The organism is Rhodopirellula halodulae, from assembly GCF_020966775.1.
GTDB classification, from domain to species: Bacteria; Planctomycetota; Planctomycetia; order Pirellulales; family Pirellulaceae; genus Rhodopirellula; species Rhodopirellula halodulae.
On the sequence record NZ_JAJKFV010000029.1, the window covers coordinates 121,772 to 147,729 of the forward strand.

The following is a 25,958-nucleotide window of genomic DNA, read 5'->3' on the forward strand; positions in this document are numbered from 1 at the left end:
ATGGTTTAAGTGGGTTCGAAATAGAGTTCTTGCATTTCCTGCTCGGTATGAGGGGGCATTTGTGGATCGGTCAGTTCCAGGGCGATTCGTGTCATGCTGCTTTGGGATAGACCGAAGATCATGGAGGCGGCAATTCGCCTGGCAACCGAGGGAGAGGTGACAGCCAGTTGTATCTTGGGACGCAATCTTGCATTTGATAAAACTCGGATTGCGAGGTCGGCGGCCCGAGACAAGTCGCCGTTTGCGAGTCGCACAAAGGCAGTTGGAGACACTTTGACGTCAACGTTATCTTGTTGAGGAACGAAGATCGGTCGATTGGAAAACGCAAGCCGACAAAGACCGTAGGTTGCCAGCCCCGCAAATGAATTTGATTCCGGTTGCGATCCGCTTTTCTTGTCGTGCGTCGAACGAAATTGCAGTGCCATGAGAGCACGGGCAGTGGACAAGATCTTTTTCTGATCAACACGTCGTTCAACGAATGCCTTGATGTCGGCTAGCGAACATGCGTCCGCGTCGCGATCTAAGACAAGCGGGACTTTTGCGAATTGAGAGTTTTCCATCATCAAGAGGCGGCGTTTCATCACTTCGATCGCGGCGCGAGGAAGGTCGGTTCCAGTCGCGCATTGCTGTGGACCATCAGCAAGTCCACTTTCTCCCTTGGCAAAGTAGGATGCTGAGAGCGGGACCCAATGTTCTCGAATGGGCGTTTGTTGTGTTCCCTTGAGATAAGGCGTGGTTTGACGTGCTAGCGAACGAGCGAGGCGAAACTCATGCGATCGTTCGGACTGCTCGATCACTTCCATCCATGGTCCGTGGAGCCAAGGAATTGGAGTCGCATTTTTCTCGGCGGCGAACTTTGGGCTGGAAATGAGTTGGTCTTCTGCCTCTGCCATTGCGATCAGCAAATGCAGGAATGAATTGCCGATCGGATTTCGAACGCAGCGGAAGATGGCGTCTTCGCACTTGCGGAACGATCGAAGCAATGAATTGGGGGCGTTCTTGTCCGTGGAAATTCTTCTGAGGCGATCAATCCAGGGAGCAGCCTCGTCGAGAAGGTCTTGGTTCTTCGGTGAGCGAACAGCGAAGCGTCCTAGAGGAACAGCGAGATTCGCAAGTCCATTTCGTTCGATATAGCCATAGCGTTCGAACGATGTGATCCCTCTCGTTACTCCCATTCTCGCCACGCTTCTTGCCATGTCGGTTCCGCGTGTTGCCGATTTGCGAGCGATCTGACTACGTCCTTCGTGGAACAATGCTTTGGTTTCGTCTAACGTTGCCGGTCGATTCCAAAGTGGCATCCATTGTTCACCCCGCGGCCCGGCATCGCTTGTGTCGCTCGATCCATATCCCGCACCGCTCGATCGTACGGCGAAGGGGGCGGCTGCTTGTGGCAATTCTTCAGACGCACAGCGTCTAGCCAGTCCACTGCGGAACAAAATCGCACCTTCCAACATCAGCACAAAGTCCCACGGGTTGACTCGCACTCCGCCCGAAAAGCCGGTTGATCCATTGGGGCCTCCAGCGGCACCAGGGAAAAATTGCCCGATGGCAGATTGCTCAAGCATCGGCGCCGGGCTCGCCCAGAGGGCGTCCTGCAACTGGGAGGTTGATTCATCGAAGGCGCGAGCACTCTCCGTCGAGAGATCAAATAGCGAAACCAAACGTTGCATGTAGTTGGATGTGAAGTCGAGGCGTCCGTCGTTACCTCCGGTGCCTAGCATTGCAGGAAACGAGCATTCACCATCCGCTCCTAAAGCAAGAGCGGCGTCGATCCAGCCATGGATTCCACCTCGCCACGTTCGCCGACACTCCGCAATCACATTGTTCTTTTCAACTCCTTTCTCGGGTTTTTGATTGAGGTGTTGAACGGTTGTCTGTCCAGTGTGGATCGCATCGCGAAAGGGAGCAAAACGTGACGCGGTGCTTTGGATGATTGGATCGATCCCTGATTTGTTGTCATTCGGATAGAAACCGCTGCCGCCGTTCCACGGAGCGATCATGGGCGTTGGTTGATAGGTTTCCAAGAAGTAGCTTTCGAGCGACTTAGGGGCCAGTGTCGTTGCAAGATGAAATGTGTCATTCTTCCACCAACCTCGAGCAGACGGGTCGGCTTGTTCGGAAACAAGTCGCAGGATTCCCAAAGCCTTCAAGTAGTGAGCGAGTGGCGTTGGGCGACATCCAGAAAGCGAATGGACATGAATTTGTTCGGTGCTAGACATGCTGCAATTCCTCCTTGGTTGAGGCTTCTTCGTTCGCGCCTTCATGTTCTGGGATGGAAAGTGGTTGGTCACCTAATCGTCGGTCAGGCAGGTTTCCGGGGGCAGCTGAATCATCCGACGCTCGGCAGTCGGCTGCTCGCACAATCGCTTCCAAATAGCCGAGAGTGAATGGATTGATTGACTTGATGAGCTTCAGGGTTCGCTCGGCCCAACTTTCTCCATAGCGCGTCGAGAGTCCCAATGTGGCCGGTGATAAGTCGAATGTGATTTCGGGCATCAGCGCATCTTTGCCTTCGGCATCGGTAACGAGCGTTGGTGAAAGTTCGTCGCCCGATCGTAGACCGCGTATCGGCATTCCTTCGCCTTGGAATTGGGCCTTGTCGAGAGGGAAGTCTTGATCCTTGGGGGATGCTTGTAGGCTCATTCGCACTTTGCCGTGGTGGGACGCAATCAAATAGAGCAACAAGTTGAAGTCTTGTTCAGTAAGCTGTTGAAGCTCTCTTGCTACGGAGTTTGGTTCGTGGATTTCCGGTTGCGTTTCAGGTTCTTCTCCCAATGCGGAGAGAAACGCTTCGTAGCGTCCCAAGAGGGCCTCATGCGTTGGATCAATCCTGCGAAGCAATTCAAGGACGGCTAAACAGGATGCGAGTTCATGACGAAAGCCGCGTCGTGGACCATGGGAAAGTGTGTTGTAAATGGCGTTTCCTTTTCGCCATGCCTTGTCGGGCGCTTTGGCGAGGTCCGCACGACTTGGCTCGCATTGGTACGTTCCATTTGCAAATGATGGATGGGCTTTTCCCCAGTCGTGCAATCGCAAGCAGAGGTTGATAAGCCTTTTGTAGTTGGCAGGAATTTCGTTTCTCTCGCACAGTTCATCTGCAACTTGGGCTGCTTCCCAGCAGTGCGTCGCGATCGTTTTCCAAGTGTCGGTCTTGGAAGTTGCCTCGCTCTGGTCAGCGAGGTCGCTTTTTGATTCGTCGTCCAATACGGGCTTCTGCTGAAAGTGCACCGATTCCGTTGGTTCCTTTTTGCTTGGTGGTGATCCCGTGAAACCTTTTGTTTTGCTGTAGCCGCCGGTTTGAGGCGAAACAAGAATGACTGAAGATGGTGAGAGATCATCCGCCTTCGTTTTGATCCAGGACCCGTCCAAGTAGTCCCACTTCCAAATGGCTTCCTTTCGTTTGGCTACTTTGCTCAGCCAATCTTTTGCGTCGCGAATGGATACGCGACACAGTTCCGACCGATGGGGTTGTAATTCTGGGTCAGGGGGTTCACCCTCCCAATCACGCCAAAAGACATGCACGTCGGTTGAATCGTCAGCTTGCCGAATGAATCGGCTGACATCCATGTCAAAGCCACTCAGATCAATGCTGGTGTCAAAGAGTTCTTGGAACTCTTCCTTCAGCAACACATGCAGTGGGGTGAATGGGTAGAGCTTTTGTAGAGCCTCCGGTGACAGCCCGGATTCGTAGTCTTCCAGTGCGCCAATTGAGACGTCGGAGATTCCTTCAACAGCGTCACGGGCTGCGGCCAGTTCTTCAGGTGTATACGGCAGCGTTTTCTTGGAGTCTTCACTATCCAGCACAATCACGCTGGCGTTTCCACCATACCGTGCCGCACGACCAAAACGTTGCACCAAGCTTGGCCAAGGAGCTAACTCTGTAAAAAGACAACTCGCGGAAATATCGACTCCGGCTTCCACGACTTGGGTTGCCACGAGGATGCGATTGGTATCTGGAGTCAGTGTCGATCGTGAAAGAAATTCACCGGACCACGATTCTCGATCAGCTTCGCGGAATCGGCTGTGAACCAATCGGAGGTCTGGTTTTTGTTCATCGGACTTGTAGTGTTTCTCGATTTCGAGAAACAGTTCCCTCGCCTTACGGACGGTATTTACAACGACGAGCGTTTGACGACCCGTTTGGGGATCCGCTGTGTGGGAAGAATGGGTCTCGATGACTTTTTGAGCCCAGTCATTGGGAGTCGCGACGAAACGTTCAACGGGTTTTTGCGCCATCCACTGTGAGCCGACACGATCTTCCTTATGTACCGTCAGCATGTTGTCGGTGAGTTGCGGGAGCATCGATGCGGTTTCGACAGAGTGCAACCATTCAGGTTGCAATGTGGCACTCATCCACCATGTCACGCGAGGTTTTCCAAGTAGTGATTTGTAGTGTTCCCAAAACGCCTGGATTTGTGCGCTCGTTGTCAGGCCTACATCCATCAACTGAACTTCGTCCATCACCCAGAGCGTGTCGGTGTGGATGAGGCCAAACGCACGTGGCCATGCAGCACGCCCCATGGCATATCCGCGGTTGAGTGCGCGCGACAGCAGCATGTCTTGGGTGCCGATAAGAATTTGTGGCTTTTCAGGAGACTGATACCAGCGTTTTTCAGAAACGCCTCCCATTAACACATGGACATCAACATCCTGGGCCAGGCCAAGCGTCTCTAGCAGTTGCCTGGCTTCCCTTGCGGTTTGGTCGACGAGGGTTCGCATGGGCAAGCACCAGACCAGGCGCATCGGCCAATCTTGATTGCCTTGCTCGATTCGGTGGTACAGCCACGTTGTGAGAACCCCCAGCGTCTTGCCCATTCCTGTTGGAATGCGAATCAGCCGGTTCCCGCATTCGGAGGCCCCCGCGAGTTCCTTTTGCCAGGGATGAGGCGAAAGGTCATTCGTGACACGGAGAAAAAACTCTTTGTAGCTATGCGTTTGCTCGGTCATTGTGCGTTTGATGTGATGATTCAAAGCTTACGAAGAGAGTGCTTTGGTGGAGTGCTTTGGTGGAGTGCTTTGGTGGAGTGCTTTGGTGGAGTGCTTTGGTGGAGTGCTTTGGTGGAGTGCTTTGGTGGAGTGCTTTGGTGGAGTGCATTTGGTCAAACCGGATTGCAGTTGTTTGACTGCAGCTGTCCAGGGTCATTTAGGCGGCTGAGCACGGCTGCGATGCCCGGGCTGGTGGTTGGGGCGTCAGGCATAGCACTTGGAATGGAGGGGGCGGGGTATGCCCCTTGTAGCTGCCCGCGTGACACGTTCGGTCATGTGGGAGTTTCCAAGGAATAGAGAGCTGCACGGTGACGCTTGGGTGGGTGGCGTCACTCAGAGAGGCTCACGGCACTGTCGCTGCTGGTGTGCTCAAAATTAGCATTGATGGAGACGTGGTGCCAGTCCATGTGGGGGTTGGTGATGCTTCGATAGTTGGGGGGCTTTGGTTGGGGACCGTGGTGAATGGAAGCGTGCCGTGGAACGCCTAGCTGAGGGCTGAGGGCTGAGAAACACAGCTGTGAAACATGGCGGGAATGAATTGGGGTTTTTCTCATCGAAACAGATTTGCTACGTCGAAGGTTGCATTGTCTGTTGAATCATCCCGTCTCGGAAAATCCGCATGGCGAGTCGCCTTTCTCACTCGATCGTTCCGCTGATGGTCGTCTGCCTGACTGTTCCCACCGTGGGGTTGTTGGGAGGCTGTCACGATGGGCCCATGTACGCGCTGAAACACGCGAATCCTTATTTCACAATGAGCCAGTGGAAGAAGGATGAGGCTCTCGGAGTGACCGACCACAAACGACGTCAAGAATTGCAGTCGTTGGCGGATTCGATGGACTCCATCCCAGAAGAACGCCAGCAGGAATGGACCGATCACCTGCAACAGATCTACGAAAATGATCCGAGCCCTGAGATGCGGCGTTTGGCGGTCTTGGCCGCCGGCCGATCCAAAGATGCAACCGCTTTGGAATTGGTTGCCAAAGGTGTCAAGGACGACAACGTCAAAGTCCGCATGGAGGCCTGCCGGGCTCTGGGCGAACGCCCCGAAGAAAAGGCGGCTCAACTGTTGGCGGCCGTCGCCGGTGAGTCGCAAGACCAAGATGTTCGCCATGCGGCCATCGCAGCCTTGGGCAAACATCCCGGTAGCGTGGCTAACAACTCGTTGAAGTTGGCTTTGCAGGAACGAGATCCTGCGACCCAAGATCTGGTGATCGCGACGCTGCGGGAAAGCACCGGAAAAGACTTGGGCGATGATCCATCGGTTTGGATCGCGGCGCTCAACGAACCGTCCAGCGAAGAACCCGCTGGTGGTTCCATCTTCCGCTGAGTCGCATCGGTTCGCACCGACGCCATCCATCCAATCATCCGGCGATGGCCGGGCAAGGCCGGCCATGCCGTCTTCGATGCGGTGTGAACCGCATTTGATCCCGCGGCGATCAGATTTTGCCGTCGAGACCCATTTGGTAGTACTTGTGGGTGATGTTCTCTTGGTTTTCCAATAGCCAATCGATCGATGGTTCGTTGTTCATGGCTTTGTGGATCGCTTGCGTCATCGCTTTGCGGTGAATGTCGAACAAGGCTTTGTGGTCCAAGTTGTCGTCGTCGATGACGCCGGGGTTCAACCACACGCTGCAGATGATGCCGAGGTCGTTGGCTTTTTCCTTGGGGATGTCACCGGCGCGAACCGCATCCAAAACGCCGTTGGCGATCGCGGCTTGCACGGTGCCCATCAAGATGTTGGTGTAGCGACTGTTCTTCACAGTGACTTTGCTGACACACAACGTGACGGGGCGCACTTGGATGTCCGTGTTCAAGATCGCGAAGACTTTGGAGTGACCCATGGATTGGTCGCCGGTCAACGTGGCGAGCGCGGTGCCGACGGGGCCGTCGAGTTCGCCGATGACGACTTCGGGTTCCGCGGCGGTGAAGGGGGGACCACCAGCGACCAGGGATTCACCGGTGCGAAGGACGATTCGATCGGACATGCGATTGATTCCAAGAAGAAGGGGAGAGAAGGCGGGGAATTGGCCCCGTTGAAGCGGCCCGCAGCGTAACGGATTTTCGGCGTTGGTTTTACCGGAGGTGCCGAGTCGAGATCGCACCCGCGTCCATCCCTGCACACGTAGCGAAATCACTTCCAGCGTGGCGAAAGTCGTGAAGACTTTTGGTGGGAGTGAGGGAAGAAGGTGGGTGGGGGAAACTCTTGACGAGTTTCGCTACGGAGGTGGGGAGTGCGCAGGGATGAGTGGGCGCGTTGGGGTAGCGAAACTCGTGGAGAGTTTCGGTGGGGTTGGGAAAGGGTGTGAGAGGAAACTCTTGACGAGTTTCGCTACGGACGTGGGAGGCGACGGGGCGTGAGTGGCGAACGACGAGAGCAGATCGCTCAACTGGCGTCTTGGTAGTAGCCGGGCTCGTCTTTGTTGTCGCCGTCGAAGTCGCCCACGATGGGTTTGGAATCCGGTGTGTCACGCATCACAACGATGCGTTGATCGTTGGCGGTCAAACGCCGGTCACCGTCGCTGTCGATGATCCAAACGTCCCCGCGAACCACGCCGATCTCATCGATCCCATCGCCGTCGAAGTCGCCCACAATGGGTTCGTCACCAGGGCGTCCGAATTGATGCGGCTTGGTCTTGCCGGTCCAACGTCCATCCGCGTCGTCATCCAACAACCATTGGCCGGCTCGGAAGACACCGATTTGATCGATGCCGTCGCCGTTCCAATCGCCCGCGATTGGCGTGTCGACTTGTTCGCCGTACTGAAACACGTGATCGACGGCATCGGCCAACAAGCCGCCATCTTCACCACGCATCAACATGCGTTGTTGGTCTTCGTTCGCGGTTGTCTCGCGAGGCACCAACTCTTCGCGTGACAATCCACGGCGTCGTGTGTTGGCGGGGTCGGGAAGACCGGGATCACGTCGGATGCGAATCCAATCGTTTTCCCAACGACGACCAAAGATGCCGACGTCGTCTTTGCCATCGCCATCCCAGTCACCAACCACGGGCCGGTCAAGCTCCGTTCCCAATCGCACCCACATGTCACCCGCGTCCCATTTGCCGTTGCCATTGAGATCGATGAACCACTGACCGCCGATGTACAACACGGCTTCGTCCACACCGTCGCCGTTGAAGTCGCCGGTCAACGGCGTCGCGTCGGGGTGGCCGAGTTGAATGTGGCTGCCGGCTTCCACGGAGGACGCCAAGGTGCGAACCGTGGGCATTTGGATGTGCCACAATCCGGCCATCAGATCGTTGCGAAGCAAAGAACTGTGCAGCTTGCCTTTGCGTTCCTTGAGATCCTGGTCTTCCAAAATCGAGTCGCCGCGATAGGTCGCCGGATGAATCAGCCCGTCGGTTTCGGATAGGTCATCGTTGCTGACGATCTCCGATTGAACCGCACCCGCACCGTCGCCCCGTGGGAAGCCACCGTTGATCACGCTGAGGTGCCAAGAGACTTGCCATTCATCGGAGAAGAAGAACTGCTGTTGAGGGTCGAGGTACAGGCCAAACGCAATTGGGCGAATGGGGGAATCGAATGTTTCGATCGGCACCAACGGACGTTCCACCGGGGTTTCGGGTGGATCGAATTGAGGCGGCTCGTCCGGCGGATCCTCAATCGCGATTTCGCTGAAGTTGTTGTTGTCGCTGGTTTGTCCGGCACCCACGAACAACTGCAGAATCGCGTCGAACTTCGGATCGGTCGAAGCGTCGTTCATCAGGTTTTGGACCGACGTGGGGAACGTGAGGGTTCCATCGGAGTTGGTCACAAAGTCCGCGACGTTGATCGCCAAACCACCGGTGGTTCCTGGCGTGTCGAGCGAGTCAATGAAGCCTTGCGGTTGGACTTGGTACACCGAGTAAACGGTTTCAGGCCGCAGTCCGGTGAACTCGTAGTAGCCGTTTTCGTCGGTGGTCACGCGAATGGTTTCGGTGCCGTAGTGACCGGCCAAAGCGGACGTCGACGCATCCACCGGGCGACCCAGCACGTTGCGAAGTTCCAAGGTGACGCCAGCCAAGCGGGTGTCATCATCGGTCAATTCACCGTCGCGATAATCACGCAGGTCTTCGGGACTGGGGGCCTCTCGCAACACCAGGTTTTCGCCGTCTTGGAAGACGTAGCCGGAGATCGTTGCCGGCGGCAATTCAGGGAAGTCGTATCCCGTCGCATCAATGCCACCTGGAATGGTGATCTCACCAATCACGTCGCTGCGTAGAACGCGGCCGCCGAAGTCGCCGACGAGTTGCCCGCCTTGGAAGTAGCCCTCCGGTTGTGTTTCGTGAACGGAATAGGTTCCCGGTGGCAGCCCGTCGAACGTGTATCGCCCTTGCCCGTCCGTTTGAGTGGTGGCGACCAGTTGATCGTTCTCATCGCGAAGTTCGATCACCACGTTTGCCAGTGGAGTCTCGCCGTCATCAAAGACACTGTTTCGCTGTGTGTCGGCCCAAACCATTCCCGAGATGGTGCTGGGAAGAAGTTCGCAGAAGTCATAGTCGATGAGGGTTTCGCCCCAACCAACCGGGATCGCGGAGATCACATCGGTGACGCTGTCGTCTCCACCGGCGCTGCCGGCCATTTGATCGCCTTGGAAATAGCCATCCGGTTGTGTTTCGCGGACGGTGTACGATCCGGCTTGCAAGTTGCCGAAGTGATAGTTTCCGCTGGCGTCGGTTGTGGTGGTGGCGACCAACTCGTTAGCTGAGTTGAACAGCTCAATCAAGACGCCGGCCAGTCCCGGTTCGTCAGGATCTTGGAAGCAGTCGGCGTCTTGGTCGACATAGACCGTTCCTGATAACTCCGATGGCAAACGCTCGCAGAAGTCATAGTCGATCAGTGTTGCTCCCCAACCAATGTTGATCGACGAGATCACGTCGGCAACGCTGTCGTCTCCACCGCCGCTGCCGGCCATTTGCCCGCCGTGGTAGTAACCAACCGGCTGCGTTTCGCGAACGGTGTAGACACCGGATTTCAAGTTGCCGAAGTGGTAGGCTCCATCGGCATCCGTGGTGGTGCTGCCAACTAAGTTGCCGTTTTCATCGAACAGTTCGACGATCACGCCGGCCAATCCGATTTCGTCACTGTCACGGAAACAATCCGCGTCTTTGTCGACGTAAACAATGCCCGATAGCTCCGACGGCAAAAGCTCGCAGAAGTTGTACTGCGTCAACGTTTCGCCCCAGCCCATGTCGATCGTCGAGATCACATCGGCTTGGGAATCATCGCCACCGTGGCTGCCCGCTTTTTGTCCGCCGTGGAAGTACCCGCTGGGTTGGATTTCACGAACGGTGTAGAAGCCCGCGGGCAAGTTGCTGAATTTGTAAGTGCCATCAGCCGCGGTGCGAGTCGTGGCGATCACCGTTCCACTGTCATCGACCAACTCAATGATGACGCCGGACAAGCCTTCTTCGCCCGAGTCGCGAAAACAATCCGCGTCGCGGTCGACGTAAACCACGCCTGAAATCTCGGAGGGTGGTCGCTCGCAGAAATCGTAGTCCACGGCGACTTCACCGGAATCCAGCGTGATGGATCCAATGCGGCTGGCGGTTTCGCGAACGCCTCCGGCCGAACCCGGTTTGGCTCCGCCTTCGAAGTAACCTTCGGGTTGCGTTTCGATGACGGTGTACGTTCCCGGCATCAGATCCGTGAAGCGATAACGACCCTCGGCGTCGGTTTGAGTGACCGCGACTTGGTTTCCGTTGGCGTCGACCAAGGTGATGATGACACCTTCCAGGGCCGGTTCGTCTTCGTCCTTGAAACAGTCTTCGTCGAAGTCCACATGCACGCGGCCGCTGAGTGATGCGAGCTTGCGTTCACCGAAGTCGTAGTTGACGCCGTGCAAGCCTTGTCGCAGCGTGATGCTGACCAGCGAGTCCGAATCGGAACCGAGACTGCCGACCGTCACACCGTCAATCTGACCGACGGAGTCGCGACCGTCGATGTAGCCCAGAGGCTGCGTTTCAATGATGCGGTAGGTGTCGGCTGCCAAGCCGCTGAATTTGTACGCTCCGTTGGCATCGGTCAGCGTGGTGGCGACCACGTTGCCATCGGAACCTACCAAGACCAATTCGGTTCCCGGAATGGCTTCTTCGCCAGCATCGCGAGTCCCATCGCTGTCACGGTCGTGATAAACCTGACCGGAAAGTGAGCCGGGGGCGGCTTCGCAGAAGTTGTACTCGTGTCCTTCGCCGCCCGGTGGCAACGCCACATGCGTGATTCGGCCTCCGTCGACTGAGTTACCAACGGGGACAAAGATGTTGGACGCGATGGTCCGGATTTCACCGGGGTGCGAGCCGCCGTCGAGCAATCCATCCGGTGTGATCTCCACGATCTCATAGACGCCGGTCCGCAGATCGTCAAACAGATAGCTTCCATCGGCACCGGTTCGAGTTGTCGCAACCACTTTGCCTTGTTCGTCGATCAATCGGACTTCGACGTTTTGCAGTGGCGTGCTGTCACCTTCGTCATGATCGCCATCGCAGTCCGCACCGGGAGCGGCCAAGTACACGAAGCCGCCAATCGATCCCAGGGGGACTTCGCCGAAGTTGTAGTCAACACCCACGTCGCCGCCGCGAAGGACGATGTCATTGATCTCATCGCCAGGGTTGACCGCCGAACCGACCACGCGTCCTTCGATCGTACCGGCCGCGTCTTTGCCGTCTTCCAAATCTGCAGGCTGGTCGACTTCGACGATGCGATAGCGACCCGGCATCAGGTTGGTGAATTGATATGATCCGTCCGCGTTGGTCTTGGTTTCCAGTTGGCCTTGCGGTGCAATGGTATCGATGGGGATCAATCGAACCGTGATGCCGCCCAGACCGACTTCGCCTGCGTCTTTGGTGCCCGAATCATTATCGTCTCGATAAACGAAACCGCCGATGGAAGCCGGGATCGGGGTTTGAGTCGCGGATCCAACTGCCGCCGCGGAACGGTTGGGACGACTGTCGATGTCGGTGCCCTCATCGGGCGGCAAATCCAATCCGTATTGACCGGCGGGATCGCCGAAGTCGTTCAAGAAGATCGCGTCGGCTTCGGCGGTGTAGTAGTCCGGTGCTTCGAAATGGGCTTCGAGAATCGAGTCTTGGAATTCTTGGCCAGAGGTGATGACGTCCAAGCGTTGGTTGAACTCATCGAGGTCCGGCAAGTTGCGGAGCACCTCATCCACATCGATGGTGAACTCAAGTCGGTCGCCGGCGCTGAATCCTTGGAAGTTCAGGCGAAGGATCTGACCGCCGTCTTCCACCGTTGCCGTGACATCCGCGGGAGTGCCATCGATGGTGTCGATCGTTTGGACTTTGAACGGATGGTAGCCATTCTTTCCGCGACCACCCTGTTCGGTGTCAAAGATCGGATCGCCGACCGAGATCCCGTCGCCGTCTTTGTCGGTGCGGATGATCAGCTCGGTCAATTCGGTTCCCGGCGCACCGCCGGTGAACGACAGGATGAAGCGATCCCCCTTGGAGTCGCTGCCGACGTCTTGGTCCGATTCCAAGTAATCGGTTTCCAAGTACACCACGCCAACGTGGATCGGGTCCGCCACCATCAGACGCCGATTTTCCAACGACTCGAAACGCATCTTCCGCTCGGTGGGAGCGGGGGCGTTGGAATTCAGCAGTCGTTCGAGACGTTTCCAGATCACGTTTGGTACCTCCTTGTACCGCACATTGATGATGTTGGATGGTGCCACCGAGGGCAGCGAAAGCGGGACTAGCGAGGCGTCGGTTCGTTGGCGGGCGTGGTTGCGTCGCTTCCCAATGCAATTTTGCTGTCGGCGATGGCGTCAGGACTGAGGTCCCATCGGCGAAGTGTGGCGTCGAATCCGCCGGAGTAAACCATTCCGTCGACCGCTGCCAACGTCGCGACTGAACCGACGTGCCCGCGCAGTTGACCGGAGACGAACAGGGTTTGCCCGTCGGTGCCGATGTCAACCAAGTGAATCACGTCGTCGCTTCCCGCCGCGGCGAATCGTTGCTCATCGACAATGGCCAGAGAGAACAAACGGCCGGTGGTGATCTTCTGACGCGAGAGAACTTCGTCGCGTTTGGTGTCCCAGCGGATGATCACGCCGTCTTCGTCAACGCTGACCAACACATCGGAACCCGGCATGAAGTCCAAATCGCGTACTCGGCGAGTGTGCAGGTGTTGGTCGGCGATCTGTTTGCCCGTGTTGGGATCAAACAAATGCACATGCCCATCACGGCCGGCCACAGCCAGAGCTTGTCCATCGTGCCGATAGACACCGCAACGCAGATCGTTGCAATCGCTCATCAATCGTTCGTTTTGGGTGGGTTGGTTGCTGATCAAAAAGACTTCTTTGTCAAATCCAACCGCGACCAATTGATGTCCCGACGGCGAGAAGTTGACACACGCCAATGCGGGAGCCGACCCGATTTCTTGCAGCACAGAAAACTGTTCGTTGCGGTCCCAAATGATGAGCCGCCCGTCGTTGCCGGCCGAAGCCAGACGACTGCCGGAAGCATCAAAGGCCAACGTGCGGATCATGTCGCTATGGCCAACCGGTGACGGTTGCGAGCGATGACCGTCACCCAGCGTTTTGACGACTTTGAGTGTTTCTTGATGCACCAAACGGATCACATGATCGTCGCCAGCGACGGCCAACCATTCCCCACGTGGATCAATGGCGAGCGCGGTGACGACGACTTGTTTCACGCGGTCATCGACGGGTGGAAGACGCACGATTCGAGCTGCGGGCAGATCGTTGGATGTGATCAACTGAGTCGGTTTCCCGGCGATGCGCATCGTCGGGGCGGTCGCTGGTGGCTGAGCAAACGCCGTGATCCCAACGGAGGCCAAAGACACGGTTGCCAATCCCGCGAGAACTTGTCGTCGTGTAGTCGCGAGACCTTGTCGTGGTGTCGTCGAGTGTTGCATTTCGAATGCCCCCGCGTTCCGAATCAAGCGTGGCGACGCGTTCCTTGCGTACGCACTCCAATCGGAAGGATCGGCATGATCGGCTCAACGCGTGAATCGAAATTATCGACCGTCGCGTTTCACGGCCGTCACGTTCACCGGGGGGAATCCAACGCTGTTTGCCCGCCGGTCATTCGTAGATAGGCAACCGCCAATGGCAGACTGGCCAGCGGTGTGGTGATGGCTTGCCCAACATAAAACAGCAACGCACCCACGGTGGACAGCAAAAAGTAAAAAGTCACCACTTTGAGACTGATGGATCGAAAACGCCATGCGAGGCCAACTCCTTGGGACAAGGCATCCAAAACGGACGCACGTCGGTCGGCGATCAGGAACACGGCGGGCCAAAGAAACCACTGCAACGAAAAGATCAACACAAAGTAAACGCATCCAACAACGAAGGTGCCGACCAACGTGGCGGTTTCTCGCGGCATGGGAAGCACCAACATGCATACAACCATGGCCAGCACGCCGAGAACCAGCAGAATGCCCGCCAGAAATCCCACGATGCCCATGAAACAGGTCATGTTTCCTAGCACACCAAACGGGACGGTCAGGCGACCAAGCTCGATCCCGGAAGGATTGGGCTTGGAAGTGTGTTTTCCGTAACGTGATACCGCGAGCGTGGTGCGTGCCATCACGGAGGTGGTGTAGGCGGTGGTGATGGCGGTGACCAGCGAAACCATCAAGCCGGCAGCGATGAACACCAGCAATTGAGTGGGATCCTGTTGTGCCAGCGACCAAAGTTGGCTGAGTTGTTGACAGGGCCAAACGACCAACGCGAACCAAACGAAGGTCGTGAAACACGAAACGATCAACAGCACTTTCCAGTTGAATCGCAGCAGACGCATCGCCTGCACCAAGACTCGTTCCACCGAGGGCGGTTCCAATCGCAATCGCTCGGCGGCTTCTTGGCGAACGGCAAAGGAGTGTGTGTCCGCCAATTCGCCTCGGTCGATCCGATTCAGATCGATCGTGCGATGGCACGCCGTGCATTCGGTTTCGGAAGTTCCGGTTTCAGCGGATGGATTGGCCGCTGGATTCCAAGCGAGTTCCAGCAGAGCGGAGCATTCCGGGCAAGTGATTCGCACCAATCGGGAAGTGGTTGGAGAAACCAATGTGGAGGTCATGCCTACTTCCCTCTCATTCAGCCTGAGGTGATTCGACCGACTCGGTGTCCGAAGGTTCGGCTTCGTCGTTCTCTTCATTCGCTTCGGTGGTCTCGGCCAGCCATGGGTTCCTCCAATCACCGAACTGCGTCATGTAATCCGCGCAGGCTTGGCAAGTTTCGCTTTCCGCCTCGATCCACTTTCGAGTCTGTTCCACCAGCTCCAGTTCTCGTTCCAATTCCAATTTGCCGGTCAGGACCATGCATCGCAAAAAGACAAAGTAGGTGTCCAACACATCACAGCGACAGTAATCGCTGATCTCTTTCAAATTTCCGGCGTCATAGGAGGATTGCACCTGATCGCCGCTGAGCCCCATCTTGCCGGGCTTGGAAAGCGTTTGAGCGGCAAGGTTCAGGCCACCGTTGAAACGTGCGGCGCCGAAGTTGGTGAGCAGTTCCTGCAGGTCCAAATGCGAATGGGTGCTGAAACGATTTCGTCGTGATTTGTAGCCGCTGTCGTCGAACCATTTGGGAATCGAGATGCCGTAACGAAACGCGGACAGTTCCATGATGGGAATGTCGAACGATCGCCCGTTGAAAGTGACCCACTGGGGCATGTTGTACATTTCCCAGCCTTGCCAAAAGTACTTGGTGATCACATGCGGCCGAAATTCAGGTTCATCCAACGATTTGATGTCCACCAATTGAAAGTCCGCGGTGACTTTGGCGACTACGACCGCGATGGGGACTTGGAACGTGTGAGGGATGAAGGTGGAACCGGTTTGCTCCAGTCGTTCCGCTTGATATTTCGCGATGGCTTCTTCGGGGGACAGGTCCTCGCCCGAATAGCGAACGCGAGAAATGAGGTCGCCGTCCGCGATGCTTTCGACATCAAAAATTAGGTGCGCAACTGAGTCGCTCATGGGGATTTCTCATTGATGAGGAAGCTCCCTCTCGCGATTCGATTTTGCGTTCGGTGATCCACGAGAGGCCGCAAGCAATTCGAGTGGCAGAGGGTTGCGAACAAACTACCACAGACCTGCTTCGACCGGGGACGACCGCCAAGCCACCCAAAGTAGACGGAAATCGTCCGGTGGAATATTGAGAGTCGAGGGTTCGGCAACACATGCCAGCACATGCCGCCAGCCAGCGATCCATCTACAAAAGCAGGAACGTGAACCCAGCGATGGCGGCTGCCTCGGCCAAGGTGCCTTTTGCAATCGGGTGCGTGGTGGTTCCGTGTCGCAGTGGTTCGACGGGACAGTCGTAGCTTCGACAGGTTTGGCAATCACCGATGCTGCGTACGCAACGGCAATGCGGTTGTGCCGCCAAACGATAGGGCCAAACCGCGGTGTTGCCGATCATCCAAAACGCCGAGACCACATTGGTGAAATAGCCGCAACCCTTCCCACATCTTTCTAGATTGCGTTCTTCGAAGTGCAAAGGTTGGTGTTGAAAGCAAACCGGATAGCGATCGTGAGTCGGGGTGGGATGCCATTGGCTGTCGATCACCTGTGGGGCCTCGGATGCCAACAGTTCCTTCGCGGAATCACTGGGCAACTCACCCTCGCTGGCAACGGGCATCAGTCGAATGCTGGCCACTGGTTTTCGAAGCGACGCCAAACCTTCTTGGGCTCGCGAGTTCGCACCTGAAAGATCCTCCGCGATGCCGCTGGTCAGCCGGACCGAGTCGCCGTGGTCGGATAGCTGATAAGAACGCGGCGACGTGGCGGCTCGCATCAACGATCGAAGTGACGTTCCCGTGACGCTCGATTCCGCGGGATGTCTTCGCGAAGTCCGAGGGGGACTGTTGACCGTCGTGTCGGTGGCACTGGCCACGGTCGACTCATCCCGTGAATCCGGCGACTGAGCGTTCGCGATCGGGCCTGGCAATCCAAAAACAAGCAGCGTCCCTATGGCGACCAAGCGGAGCGCGGAGGTTGCTGAGGCGGACTGGGACGCGAGCCAGGATCGAGTGGAAGTCATTGTGTCGCTTCAATTTGCGTCCTCGGATACCAGGGAACCAAAACGGTTCCTCCGAATCTAAATCGGCGTTCGGTCCCGCTCTCACCATTTTCATCGAATTGACCCGCAAAGGAGTCAGGACCCGCACGATCGCTACATTTTGACGTGGCCCGCTGGGCCGACGCTGTGGCGGAATGGACGCCAGCGGCGAAGACTTTGCGTCAACGATGCTTTTGAATGTTCTTATCGCCCAGGGGAACTAGAATGTTTCCCTGCTCCAAGACGGGTGAAAACGTTTTTGATTTTGCATTTCTTTCTGTCAGCTCCATGCATTTTTCGAAGTCCAAATTGATGTCGAAATGGAGCTCTTGGACGCGTCGACCTCGTACCAGGATCAACGCCGCCTCACGTCCGAAAAAGATTGTGCCACGCATCCGATCTTTGGAGCGGCGAGTGGTGTTGAACGCCACCGCGGAGCTGACCGCTCTGGGCGATTTGTTCGTTCAAGGCGATGCGGGAGCGGACTCGATCGAATCCGTGATCACCAACGACGACCGATTGCAATTTATCGACAGCGTCACGGGCGTCATTCCAATCACGATCGGCCAGGATGCGTTTGGCAACGACATTCGAGTGGACTCCATCGGTGTGGATGAAATCCCAAACGGACATCTGCGAGTCGACCTGGGTGGCGGCAATGATTCGTTGCGGCTTCGACTTCCTGATGCGTTGGATACCACCATCCACGGAGGGATTGGGAACGACTCGGTCTATGTTGAGGTTCTCGCACCGACAACGATCGGAAATCAAGTCAACATCGCAGCCGAAACCACTCAGGTCGACGGTGATGTTCGAACCTCGTTCGAGTTGTTGCCTGAACTCGGGTTGTCTGAAATCGCATTGCAAAGTTTGACCACCAACGGTGTGGGAAGCGTCGACTTGGGTGAGGTCCCGGTGGAAGCACTGGGTGACGTGCAACTGAATGACGTAACGAATGATGTGGTGTTTGAATCAGACTGGACGGCACCCAACGTAGAAATCTCCACGGCTGGTTCGGTGACGCAGTTGCCTGGCACCTCCTTGCAGTGGGATCGTGTGGACATACAAGCGGACGCCGGCGTGGTGTTGGATCAACCGGCCAACCAATTTGGCATCGTTGGCGTCACGACCTCCGGGGCGGACGTTCGGCTTTCGAGTGAAACCGCGACTTTGATCGATCAGATCGATGCGGGGCGAGGACGCATCGAGTTGTCTGCCGCGTCGATCAATGACTGGACCGATGATGAGTTGGCGGACTTTATAGCCGAAGAACTTCGCTTGGAAGCGGTAGGTGGAATCGGCGACATTCGCGTCTTGGAATTGCAGTCCGTCGATCAGCTGGATGTCATCGTTGGCGATGGCGAAGTCAATTTGAAATCGTTGTCGGCCGGTGAGTCGATTGTGTCGCGAGTCGAGCTGAACTCGGGCGACTACCGGTTGGAACAGGTGGGTGGTCAAACGGTCACGCTTGAAAGCGTGGTGGTGAATCAAGGTTCCGTCTGGGTCCGCAACGACGCTGATGTGATCGTGGAGTACGTGTTTGCTGGAAATGGATCGGTCGACATTCACGCCGATGGCGAATTGGTTGTGGTGGATGACGATCCCAGTGATGATGGACCGGATAGGAGCTTGGACCCCGAGATCATTGCCAGTGGAACCAATGGTCAGGTGCGATTGACGTCTGCGGTTGGCCTGAGAACCACGGATGATGTTCAGATTCAGGCTTCGTCCATCGAAGCCGGAGCGGTGACGTTGTCTGCGCCAGCCATCGCGTTTGGAAATCGATTTGAAATCAACACAGGGGGTGGCGTCGGCATCGCAAGGCAGTTCACGCCACGTCCCGAGTTGGACCCGGAGGACTTGGTTCCGCCCAACCCCGACTTGCCGCCTCGTCCAGCGGCACCTCCCGTCGCGCCAGGTCCGAATGAGGTGACCGAAGCGTTCTACCAGCACGATTCGATTCGCACGAACATCCTGTCGCAATTCGCGGAGAACGACGCCGAGGGGATTTTGTCTGTCAACGTTGGTGTCGAGGGTGAAAACGGTTTGACGTTGATCATCGATTGGGGAGCGGAAACAGAACGCTTCCAACGAGTTGATGATCTTCCGGGTTCCTTTCAAACCGCCAGTGTCAGCCACGTTTACACCGAAGAAGACATTCTAAGTTCCACGTTGAATGGACGCGGCAGCGCGACCGACCCGCTGAACGTTCGTTTCGCGGTTCAGCATCATGAGTCCATCGTGGTTCTGGGCGACACGATCACTCAGCCTGACGTGAATGGTGAAGCGGTGGCACAAACGGTCGCTGGTGGACTGATCTCTTCGACCGACAATCCCAATACTTTTGATGCCACGGGGCCCGTTTTGGAATCCGGTGCGGCATTCTTCGTCATCCCTCGAGTCAATGTGCCGCTCGCCTTCCTTCCGGTTCGCGATGTGATCCCTGAGCCAATCGATCCCGTCACACCCGTGGTTCCGTTGACCACAACCACGATCAGCCAAGTCGTATTTGAAACTTCCGAATCAACCTCCAGTCCATCCTCCATCCGCGAAGAATTCTTTCAGCTACGCGCTCTTTCGCCAGATCCAAGGGTGGGTGATTTGATTGATCCAGTGCGTTTGCCCGACCGAGCACTCGACAATCAAACGCTGCAACAATTGTTTTCTGAGCTGCCCGACGGCAAGTATGAAATTCAATACGTTGCTGGTGAATCGGATGAACGCACCATTTTGAATGTGGAGCTGCGAGACGGAAAACCAATCCAAACGGGCGATGATTTAGAAGCCGGCACGCTGCGGTTGAAGACGTTGGATTTGGAAGAACTCAACAATCGCGAAACGTCAGAGACCGAGTCCGAGGTCGTCCGCGAACAAAGCGATTTGGAAGCGTTGCCACAACAATCTCCCGCCACGCTCGACGAAGACGAAATCAAACGCATTCCACCAAAGGGTTTGAACAAGGAGGCGACTCATGGCGAATGACGACGAGTTTGAGAAAGATCCGTCTCCTTTGGATGAATCTGCAACCGAGAATCGTTTCGATCTGGATGAGACGGTGGAGGAGACCGGCGATCTGCATGAAGAGTCTGGCGGTCGTTTGTCGGAAACGATTCAGCAAGATGATTTGGATGCGACCGTTGAGGAAGACGCTGTTGCGAAGGGAACGGAGAGCGATCCCAATCGCACACTGGAGGAAACCGACGCAACCGTGTTGGAAGACGGTTTCGATCCGGATGCGACTGCGTTGGATTTAGATCAAACCGTTCGTGAAGACTCGCCGCCGTCTGGTTCGGACGAGGATCCCAACGCCACCGTTGTCGAGACGGAACAAACGATCAACGATCCCGATGCAACCCTGGTCGAGTTGGACCAAACGGTCGATGCATCGCACGCAACCGTTGCCGACGCGAACTTGACCGTGCGTGACGACACTTTGCTCGGAGAAACACTGGATCCCGATGCAACCGTGATTGAAAACGAAGGCACGGTTTTCGATGGGGGCACTGTTTTAGAAGGAGATGCGGATCTAGAAGACGGCATCGCCCTGGAAGAAGCTAACACTGTTTTTGACGAAGACGCGACGCTCTTGGAAGACGAAGGCACTGTTCTTCAGGACGATGTGAATAGAGACGATGCGACGGTCATTGATGAAACGATCGTGACCGGTGATGGCATTGCTCTCGATGCGACGATCGGTACGAATGATGGAACCGTTCTGACAGACGCGAACATCAGCCAAACCATCAACCCACGAGAATTGTCCGAAGAGGACGTCAGCTACTGGTCCAAACTTTCTCAAGAATTCCACACGGGAGCCGACGCCGCGAATACGTTTTCCGCGTTCGAGTCGGCGGTGGTTGGGTCAGCGTTGCCGCTGCGTGGTCGTCAAGTCACCACGCCTCAGCAAAGCGAAACCGAAGCGTCTGACTATCGCTTGGTGCGGTTGTTGGGCGAGGGCGGCATGGGCAATGTCTTCGTCGCTCGGCAGGGATCCTTGGATCGATTGATTGCCGTCAAAATCATCAAGCCACTGGATGATCAGAAGCGAGCAAAGCTGCAGCAGCAAGGAAGACTGAAGGACACCGAGAACAGTCGTCGTCAGCAGTTTTTGACGGAGGCGGTCATCACCGGCGATTTGGATCACCCCAACATCGTTCCCATCCACGACGTGGCCGTCACGGGCGAGAACACTTTGTTCTACGCGATGAAGCGAGTGGTCGGCACACCATGGAACAAGGTGATCCAAGAGAAGTCTCGCGACGAGAATCTTGAGATTCTGATCAAGGTGGCGGATGCGATCGCGTTTGCTCACACCCGCGGGATCATCCACCGGGACATCAAACCCGAAAACGTGATGCTCGGTGACTTTGGTGTCGTGATGGTGATGGATTGGGGGATCGCCTTGGCGACGCCTCAGTTCGAAAAACTGAACTCGATCACTCCCGCCAAAGGTCTCGGCGGGACGCCTTCCTTCATGTCGCCTGAAATGGCGACGGGACCGTTGGAATCGATCGGCCCAGCTTCGGATGTGTATCTGCTCGGGGCGACGCTGTTCATGATCGTCACCGGCAAGGCACCGCACCATGCCAAAAACGTACGAGACTGTTTGCGAGCCGTTGCCAACAACGAAATTCGCGATGTCGATTCGCGGTACGAAGGCGAGTTGCTGCGGATCGCTCGCAAAGCCATGGCGACGCGACCGGAGGATCGCTACGCCAGTGTGCCGGAGTTCCAAGATGCGATTCGCGAATATCGATCGCATTCGGAAAGCATCGCTTTGGCATCCCGCGCCGCGGACGATTTGGCAAGTGCTGAAGAAACTCTTGCGTACACATCCTTTTCTCGGGCGACGTTTGGATTCGAAGAAGCCCTGCATTTATGGGATGGGAACCAGAAGGCGCGCGAAGGAATCGCCAATGCACGCTTGGCTCACGCGGAAGCCGCCTACGGCAACAAAGACTTTGACCTTGGGTTGTCACTGCTGAAGCCCAAGGGAGAACTGCTGCACTCGACGCCGGAGCATCAATCGCTCGCGGAAAAGTTGGAACTCGCGATACAAGATCGCAAGAAGCGAGAATCGCGATTCACGCTACTGAAACGTGCCGCCGCAGCGATGTTGCTGTTCATCTTCGTCGGAGGTGCGTTTGCTTTAGTGACGATCAATGCCAAAGAACGCAAAGCGACTCGTTTAGCGGAAGAAGTGACGGCTGAGTACGAACGTGCCGAAGCGGAAAAGAATCGGGCAGAAGAAAATCTTTCCCAGGCAAACGCCAACCTGGAGTTGGCCAGAGAGAAGGAACAAGAGGCCAAAGCGAATGCCAAGCGGGCTGCCGAGAATGAGGCGACCGCGAAGGAGAACGCAAGGATAGCGAAACTCAACGCGGCGGAAGCAAGGCAAAATGCGGAGGAGGCGAAACGAAACGAGGCGAAGGCGATCGCGAACGGGAAGCTGGCGGAGCGAAATGCAATTGAGGCAGAACGCAACGCGGATGAGGCGAAGCAAAATGCGGAAGCCGCTCGTTTGGCTCAAGCCGAGGCTGAATACGAATCGTACGTGTCTCGCGTTGGTCTGGCCAAGGCCCGCGTGGATCGCAACGAATTCGCGGATGCTCGGCGCATCTTGGAAGAACTGATTGCCGAACATCGTGCAAAACACCCGCAGCAGTCGTTGCCTTGGGAATTGCGTTGGCTGCAAGCGACGGCGAACCAGGCAGCCGAGGTGGTGAGGCTACCTCGAGTCGCTTCCATGCTGGCGTTGTCGACCACGAAGCAACCATCGGACGTGGTGTCTGGCCAATTGATCGAGCCCGAGCATTTCGGGGTTTTGGTTGACGAGAACGGTGGCGTGTCCACGGTCCAAGTGAAAGGTTCGCGGATCGATGTGTCGGCGATGGATTGGAAACACCCGGAATCGTCACTTGTGACGTCTGCCGCCGTAATGTCCTCGGGCGAACGAATCGTGTTGGGAACGCTGGACGGAAAGATTGAATTGTGGTCGCGTGATCTTTCGCAACGCTTGCAGTCGTTGCCATCGCACGATGGGCCGGTCAACGACTTGGTGTGCGCCGGGGACCGTCATTTGTTGTCGGCGTCCAGCGATCGGACGGTTCGAGTTTGGCGATACGACCCGGACCGCTCAACAATCGATCCTCGGTTCACACCACACTGGCACGTCGGCCCGGTGGAGCAGGTGGATGGAGCGGTGAATGCGGACGAGTTGTGGTTCGCGTCCGCTGTGAATGAGGCGGGAAGAGGACGCGTGGATGTTTGGAAAGCCGAACTCGACTCGACCGAGCCCGCGATCCGACAAGGCCGATTCGCGAAGCATGAGTCAGAAGTGTCGGCGATCGCAGTGTGGTTCGAAGTGGGTGACGATGAGGAAGTCCCGATGCTAGCCAGCGGAGACACCGCGGGCAAAGTGTGGAGCTGGAACGCGAGTGATTTGAAGGAGAGCGATCCAACGCGGACCATTCAAAACGCGGTTCAAAGTTTGACGTCTCGACAGGAGACAACCACCGCTTCCTCACAACAAAGATTGGGCGTTACCAAAAACGCTGAAATGGAAACTCCGGTCGTGCACACCGGCGGTGTTCGCGACATTCGATACGACGAGGCGTCGGGGCAGTTGGTAAGCGCGGGCAATGACTACCTCGCCAAGGTTTGGCGGTCGGTGGATGGCGGCGATCATCCGACCATGGGGCGATGGGAATGCGAACGTGTGTTGCGAGGCCATGGCGGAGCGGTGCGTTCGGCGGTGTTGTTGCCAGGGACAACAGGCGATGTCTTGTCGTTGGGCGACGATCCTTCGCTTCGTTATTGGGACGCAGCGACCGGATCGCTTGACACCGACCAAGCTCCACAAGCGTCAAGCGATTTCATTTCACGAGTGGACGCGGAGTTCGTCAACGAAGGCGGTGACGAGGATCCCTTGCGAGCTATCGCTCACGATGACGAAATTTGGTCGGCTCGGTTCAGTTCCGATGGTCAACGAGTTGTGACCTCAAGCCGCGATCACACCGCTCGGATTCTGACGATCGACCCCCACCGCAATGGCTTTCTCGAACAACTGACCATCACGCCAAACGAAGAGGACTCGGTTCAAGATTCCTTGGTGGAGGGGACGGCTTTCGGAGCGATGTCGATGCGTGTGGATCCACTGCATCGCCGATTGTTCTTGGGCAATGCAGACGCGATTGTTCGTCTTTGGGATTTGGATCGCGGGACTGAAATTGGAACCCTTCGCGGCACGGGACTGAATGATGTGTTGGCACTTTCCGAAGACGGAAAGTGGATCGCAACCGGAGCCAGTTCGCCGGACGCCGACGTGCTGGTTTGGGAATTGGATGCGGGGGCGACCGCGAGTCCACGCTTGCGATATCAATGGAAGGGGCATGAGGAATCCGTCGCTGCACTTGCGATTTCGTCCGACAATCGTTGGTTGTTCAGCGGCGATCGTGCCGGACGCGGACGCATTTGGGATTTGCGAACGGGCGAACCACACGGCGATCCAATCGACGATCTGTTGGGTTCCCGCATCAACGCCGCGGCGTTCGCGAGCGATGGGCGAAGTCTTTGGATTGGATCGGACAACCAGAGTCTGATGCGTTGGGATGTGGAGTCGCAACGTTGGGACGAGCGTCTCAGTGGCGAAGGTGCGATCAACTCCGTTGTGTTGTCTCCGTCCGGCGATCAAGCCATCACCGTGGAGGAGTCGCAGCGGGTCGATTCGGTCGAGACCCAAGTCGTTTGGTGGGATTTGGCAAACGATCGGCGGCAATCGTTGGTGAAGCAGGTCGTGCAGAAAGGCGACACCAATGCATACGGAGGACGTCCGCTGCTGAACAGTGTGTCTTGGAATGGCGAAGCCAAGCGACTTCGAGTGGCCGTGACTCCCGTCGGTGAGGATCTCGCTCGAGTCGAGACGTTTGACCTGTCGGGCGACGTTGGTTCGGCCAAGCGAATCGCCGCATTTGAATTGCCCGGCCAACTGGGGGCGTGCGGCGCCGTTTCGTCGCTACCCAACGAACGTTTTCTGACGATGCACGGGAACTCCGCTTTTCTGTGGGATGAAGCGACTCAATCGCATCGTATGAGCTACCGCGCCCACGGTGCGGTGACTCGGGCCGCTTTTGCTTCGCACGATCAACGTGTGATCACTGCCAGTCGCAGCGTCAAAATTTGGAATGCAACAACGGGCAAAACCGTCGGCAAGCTTGAGTCACCCCACGAGGGAACCATTCGAGCGGTCGCGTTGGTTCCCACCCACGGTTTTCGTTTTGTAACCGGCGGCGATGACTCCGCGATTCGAGTTTGGGATTTTGACGAGTCAAACGGTGAATTTCAGCAGGTGCGTCAATGGCAGGACCCGCTGTTAGCGGGCGGGATCACTTCGCTGGATGTCTCGCCGGACGCGAAAACGGTTCTCGCGACGACGCACCGAGGAACGGCGGCCTTGTTGGATTTGGAGTCCGATGAACAGACTGTTTTGCTGGCTGACCCATCGGTCGGAAAGTTGAATGTTGGTCGATTCTCGAAGGACGGGCAGTGGGTCGTGGTTGGGGGTGACGACAAGGTGGCTCGGTTGTGGCGGATGCCTTCGCGAGAGAACGATGCGGGCCAGTCCGGTGTGAATACCCCCATCGAGTTCGTTGGTCACGCGGAACCCATCGTGGACGCGGTGGTTCAGTTGAACCCCATCCGAATTCTAACCGCCAGTCGCGATCGTTCGGTGCGAGTTTGGGATCCTGCGATCGCCGAAGGCTCGTCAGAGAACAAGTCTCGCGGACGTGTGCTGCTGGAGTTGCGGGATGAGGGAGGCCCATTGTCCGCGATGGATCTGACATCCGACGGGGATCTGTTGGTGACCGCTTCGGAAGATGGTTCGGTTCGGTTATGGCCCGCGACGTCCGCCGATTCGCCCAACTGAATTCGC

Annotated in this window: 11 protein-coding genes; 3 read left to right on the forward strand and 8 right to left on the reverse strand. The window is 56.6% G+C overall.

The window, feature by feature from the left end:
- Positions 1–5: 5 nt before the first annotated feature.
- Together cas8g1 and cas3g are read right to left on the reverse strand one after the other, a co-directional pair.
- Entirely contained in the window at positions 6–2,219 is a 2,214-nt protein-coding gene (gene cas8g1, locus LOC70_RS13525; protein ID WP_230254119.1) for a type I-G CRISPR-associated protein Cas8g1/Csx17, read from the reverse strand.
- On the reverse strand, positions 2,212–4,947 hold the full coding sequence (gene cas3g / locus LOC70_RS13530; protein ID WP_230254120.1) for a type I-G CRISPR-associated helicase/endonuclease Cas3g: 2,736 nt from the start codon (positions 4,945–4,947) through the stop codon (positions 2,212–2,214). The genes cas8g1 and cas3g overlap by 8 nt, the downstream gene beginning before the upstream one ends.
- Before the next feature lie 658 nt (positions 4,948–5,605).
- On the opposite strand from cas3g, the gene LOC70_RS13535 reads away from it, so the two are divergent.
- Positions 5,606–6,313 (forward strand): HEAT repeat domain-containing protein, encoded by a 708-nt coding sequence (locus LOC70_RS13535; protein WP_230254121.1) that lies wholly within the window; start codon positions 5,606–5,608, stop codon positions 6,311–6,313.
- Positions 6,314–6,422: 109 nt separating this feature from the next.
- On the opposite strand, the gene fae is transcribed toward LOC70_RS13535, so the two are convergent.
- The 6 genes from fae to LOC70_RS13565 form a co-directional block, all read right to left on the reverse strand.
- On the reverse strand, positions 6,423–6,971 hold the full coding sequence (gene fae / locus LOC70_RS13540; protein ID WP_230254122.1) for a formaldehyde-activating enzyme: 549 nt from the start codon (positions 6,969–6,971) through the stop codon (positions 6,423–6,425).
- Positions 6,972–7,369: 398 nt separating this feature from the next.
- Complete coding sequence (locus tag LOC70_RS13545; protein WP_255716337.1) at positions 7,370–12,559, reverse strand: SdrD B-like domain-containing protein; 5,190 nt, start codon at positions 12,557–12,559, stop codon at positions 7,370–7,372.
- A gap of 131 nt (positions 12,560–12,690) precedes the next feature.
- Positions 12,691–13,803: a WD40 repeat domain-containing protein gene (locus LOC70_RS13550; protein ID WP_230254124.1), complete on the reverse strand. Its 1,113-nt coding sequence runs from the start codon at positions 13,801–13,803 to the stop codon at positions 12,691–12,693.
- Between the two features lie 206 nt (positions 13,804–14,009).
- Positions 14,010–15,044, reverse strand: a complete 1,035-nt coding sequence (locus LOC70_RS13555; protein ID WP_230254125.1) for a hypothetical protein — start codon at positions 15,042–15,044, stop codon at positions 14,010–14,012.
- Positions 15,045–15,057: 13 nt separating this feature from the next.
- Positions 15,058–15,945: a 3'-5' exonuclease gene (locus tag LOC70_RS13560; protein WP_230254126.1), complete on the reverse strand. Its 888-nt coding sequence runs from the start codon at positions 15,943–15,945 to the stop codon at positions 15,058–15,060.
- Positions 15,946–16,180: 235 nt separating this feature from the next.
- A complete protein-coding gene (locus LOC70_RS13565) occupies positions 16,181–17,008 on the reverse strand; it encodes a hypothetical protein (RefSeq protein WP_230254127.1) in 828 nt (275 codons plus the stop codon).
- Between the two features lie 402 nt (positions 17,009–17,410).
- Between LOC70_RS13565 and LOC70_RS13570 the strand changes: the two genes are divergently transcribed.
- Positions 17,411–20,008 carry a hypothetical protein gene (locus LOC70_RS13570; protein ID WP_230254128.1) on the forward strand — a complete coding sequence of 866 codons (2,598 nt, stop codon included), beginning with the start codon at positions 17,411–17,413 and terminating at the stop codon, positions 20,006–20,008.
- A complete protein-coding gene (locus tag LOC70_RS13575) occupies positions 19,998–25,952 on the forward strand; it encodes a WD40 repeat domain-containing serine/threonine-protein kinase (RefSeq protein ID WP_230254129.1) in 5,955 nt (1,984 codons plus the stop codon). Before LOC70_RS13570 ends, LOC70_RS13575 begins: the two co-directional genes overlap by 11 nt.
- Positions 25,953–25,958 lie beyond the last annotated feature (6 nt).